A 3,422-nucleotide genomic window follows, 5' to 3' on the forward strand; every position below is an offset into this window, starting at 1 on the left:
TTGAAGCCCTAACCGCCTAGAATTAAACTAGTCCAACTTTCGGGGGCCAGTTCAGGGATCGCGGCGGGGCTTGGGTCTCAGCTGAACGGATTTGTTCTAGCTTGAGAAGGCTGTTTTTACTTGGCCAGCTTGCCCAGCTTCTGGATGTTGTTGAACAGAGAAACGATGCCGCCAACCAGGGCTGCAACGGTGGTGATCAGGCTGACGACGGTGGTCAGCTTCTTCAGGCCGGTGGTATCCTCGTCCCAGCCGAAGAACTTGTCAGCGGAGCCAGCCAGGTCCTTCTTGCCGGGCTCGTCCTTGGAACCGTCTTCCTTGCCCGGATCGGTTTCGGTCTTGTCGTCACCCTTGTCGTTGATGGCAACGGCGGAGCCTGCAGGGGTCTTGGCATCCTCAGCAACAGCAGCGGTGGAGCCAGCAACTGCAACGGTAGCGGCGGTGGTCAGAGCCAGCAGGGACTTCTTGAGCTTCATGTGTTTAATCCTCACGTGAAAGTTGTTGCGTCGGCCTGAACTGGCCGTGGTACGGGGATTAATTTAACATGATCGTGCACTTTAAGCACAGTGCAAAAGTTCTACCTGCCCGCTGAAACAGTTCATAAACGATCCTTCATAACCTCTGGGCGCGAGCTGAAAAGTGACTGTTAGCAGGAGGGGGGATCTGCCCCGAATCGCCCTTTTATTGGCGTCCGTGCCGACCTGGATGCTTAAGTTTTTGAACATAACCGCACGCTATGGGCACATTCTGACCAGTGGTTTTGAAGGGCGAAATACTAGGTTAGTTCACTGTTGGCAGACCTGCTGGAAAAGCGGGGCGGTGAGGTGTGAGGGGGCGTCAATAAGAAGGAAAAAAAGAATTGCGCGGGGGTGGGGCGACATACCCCCGCTGCGCGAAATCCGCCGCCGCCCCAAAAATCTCTGATACGGCGATTTGGTTGGCTGAACAGGGGTGTGGAAGAATATAGCGGTTGCCAGAAGGCGAACCGAGTTCACGATGAACTGAACGCGCTGGCACAGACCGCGTGCGCGAGGGTCGGAAATCCCACGCACGGCAAGCAAAAATCTAGGTCAAATTAGGAGACTCAAGTGATTCAGCAAGAATCGCGTCTGCGAGTTGCCGACAACACCGGTGCCCGGGAAATCCTGGTCATCCGTCCGCTCGGTGGTTCCGTTCGACGCTCCGCTGGTATCGGTGATGTCGTTGTAGCTACCGTTAAGGAAGCTGCACCCGGCGGCACCGTCAAGGCCGGCGACATCGTCAAGGCTGTCATTGTCCGCGCTAAGAAGGAGACCCGTCGCCCGGACGGCTCCTACATCGCATTCGACGAGAACGCGGCTGTCATCATCAAGGCAAACGACAACGATCCCCGCGGCACCCGTATCTTCGGCCCGGTCGCACGTGAGCTTCGCGACAAGAAGTTCATGAAGATCGTTTCCCTGGCTCCGGAGGTGCTCTAAATGAAGATCCGTAAGGGCGACACCGTACTGGTAATCTCCGGCCCGGACAAGGGTGCAAAGGGCAAGGTCATCGAGGCCTACCCGCAGCGCGACAAGGTCCTGGTCGAGGGCGTCAACCGAATCAAGAAGCACGTTGCAAACTCCGCTCCAGAGCGCGGCGCTGAGTCCGGCGGCATCGTTACCCAGGAAGCTCCGATCCACGTGTCCAACGTGATGGTCGTTGACTCCGACGGCAACCCGACCCGTATCGGCTACCGCTTCGACGAAGACGGTAAGAAGATCCGCGTGTCCAAGCGCAACGGGAAGGACATCTAACGATGAGCGAAAACTACACCCCACGTTTGAAGACTCGCTACCGTGAGGAAATCCGCGAGAAGCTGAACGGCGAGTTCAGCTACGAGAACGTCATGCAGATCCCGGGCGTCACCAAGGTTGTCGTCAACATGGGTGTCGGCGACGCTGCTCGCGATTCCAAGCTGATCAACGGTGCAATCGAGGACCTGACCAAGATCACCGGTCAGAAGCCGCAGATCCGTACCGCGAAGAAGGCGATCGCTAACTTCAAGCTGCGTGAAGGCATGCCCATCGGCGCCCGCGTTACCCTGCGCGGCGACCGCATGTGGGAGTTCCTGGACCGCCTGCTGACCGTCGCTCTGCCGCGTATTCGTGACTTCCGCGGCCTGAACGACAAGCAGTTCGACGGCCACGGCAACTACACCTTCGGCCTGTCCGAACAGTCCATGTTTTACGAGATCGACGTCGACAAGATCGACCGTCCTCGCGGCATGAACATCACCGTCGTTACCACTGCAACCAACGACGACGAAGGCCGCGCACTGCTGCGCGAGCTGGGCTTCCCCTTCAAGCAGAAGGGCTCCGCTGAGTAAATCAGCGTGACGAAACCCCGCTTCCCATCGAGGATCTCCTCGATGATTTGGGAAGCGGGGTTTGTTGTGTCCGGCATCCGGATCCCGGACGCCGGTACCCGGTATTCGGTATCCGCGACGGATTTACAGGAAGATCTTCACGATCTTGCCAATGAAGCCGATAACGTCCTTGACCTTGTCCAGGGTAGAGGTGGTCTCGTCCCAGCCAGCCAGGTTGTCGATGGAGCCCTTCAGCTTCTCCTTCTTCTCGTCGTCGATGGAGCCCTGGGTGCCCTCCTCGGTGGAGCTCTCGTTCTCGGTGCCCTCGGCGTTCTCGTCTGCAGTCTCGCCAGCCTCGGCCTCGTCGTCTGCCTCAGCCTGGTCATCACCAGCGGTAGCGTCCTCAGCCGGTGCGGCCTCGTCGGCAGCCGGCTGGGTGGCGGTCGCGGAGGCGGTCGGTGCCTCGGGGGCCTCGTCTGCAACTGCGGCCGGAACGCCAGCCAGGGCAACAGAGGATGCTGCGGCCAGGGTGATGAGGGACTTCTTGAACTTCAAAGGAATCTCCTTCCGAGAGGGGTGTATAAAAACTGCAAAGTTGCGGCGGGGAGTGATCGGTTCTGCGAGTTCCGACCGGGTGCCGCAAGTCTGTACTTCGTGTACGTACAACATGTGTAGTGAATTGCGACTCACTCTCGCAACAGGTGCGGCAAAAGTGTGAGGCAATTCACGTAACGGCTTAAACGTGCAGGTAGGGACACTTAATTCCTCTTGCTCTCCCGCTTATGTAGCACAAACGCTACACACAGTGTTCGCTTATCCGTCACTGCTTGACACGCCACTCTAACCCCGCACGCCACCGCTTAAGCCGCCACCTAAACCCCCGCAGGTAGCCACCGTCACGGTCGGTGGCGGTAGTCGAAGGCGGTTGACTCTTTTGTGACGCCCCTTGCCTCCGCCGGCCTTGTCCACCGACCAAAGCGCCTACGTATTCGGCGGATTGGAGATTGTCGGGATCCCCAGCTCACGCAGGCTGGCGCGCCCGCTCACGGGCCTTTCGGGTTCGGTCGTGACTGGGATTGGCCTACTCCTGATCTGCTGG

At 58.7% G+C, this 3,422-nt stretch carries 5 protein-coding genes; 3 read left to right on the forward strand and 2 right to left on the reverse strand.

Going from position 1 to position 3,422, the window contains the following annotated elements; all coding sequences use genetic code 11:
- Positions 1-116: 116 nt before the first annotated feature.
- Positions 117-473 carry a hypothetical protein gene (locus tag Q0331_RS06500; protein ID WP_298075617.1) on the reverse strand — a complete coding sequence of 119 codons (357 nt, stop codon included), beginning with the start codon at positions 471-473 and terminating at the stop codon, positions 117-119.
- A 612-nt stretch (positions 474-1,085) separates the two neighbouring features.
- Between Q0331_RS06500 and rplN the strand changes: the two genes are divergently transcribed.
- From rplN to rplE, 3 genes are read left to right on the forward strand one after another with little or no spacing between them, the layout of a single operon-like run.
- Complete coding sequence (gene rplN, locus Q0331_RS06505) at positions 1,086-1,457, forward strand: 50S ribosomal protein L14 (RefSeq protein ID WP_005291942.1); 372 nt, start codon at positions 1,086-1,088, stop codon at positions 1,455-1,457.
- Entirely contained in the window at positions 1,458-1,772 is a 315-nt protein-coding gene (gene rplX, locus Q0331_RS06510; protein WP_005291939.1) for a 50S ribosomal protein L24, read from the forward strand. It begins immediately after the preceding gene.
- Positions 1,773-1,774: 2 nt separating this feature from the next.
- Complete coding sequence (gene rplE / locus Q0331_RS06515) at positions 1,775-2,344, forward strand: 50S ribosomal protein L5 (protein WP_011274139.1); 570 nt, start codon at positions 1,775-1,777, stop codon at positions 2,342-2,344.
- Between the two features lie 123 nt (positions 2,345-2,467).
- Here the strand turns inward: rplE and Q0331_RS06520 are convergent, their stop codons facing one another.
- Entirely contained in the window at positions 2,468-2,878 is a 411-nt protein-coding gene (locus Q0331_RS06520; RefSeq protein WP_298075618.1) for a hypothetical protein, read from the reverse strand.
- Positions 2,879-3,422 lie beyond the last annotated feature (544 nt).

The organism is uncultured Corynebacterium sp., assembly GCF_937999985.1.
Taxonomy (GTDB): domain Bacteria; phylum Actinomycetota; class Actinomycetes; order Mycobacteriales; family Mycobacteriaceae; genus Corynebacterium.

What these genes read in the sequence shown, in the direction of transcription:
- Q0331_RS06500 (WP_298075617.1), bottom strand. Translation starts at nt 473, where the DNA reads ATGAAGCTCAAGAAGTCCCTGCTGGCTCTGACCACCGCCGCTACCGTT.
- rplX (WP_005291939.1), top strand. Translation starts at nt 1,458, where the DNA reads ATGAAGATCCGTAAGGGCGACACCGTACTGGTAATCTCCGGCCCGGAC.
- rplE (WP_011274139.1), top strand. Translation starts at nt 1,775, where the DNA reads ATGAGCGAAAACTACACCCCACGTTTGAAGACTCGCTACCGTGAGGAA.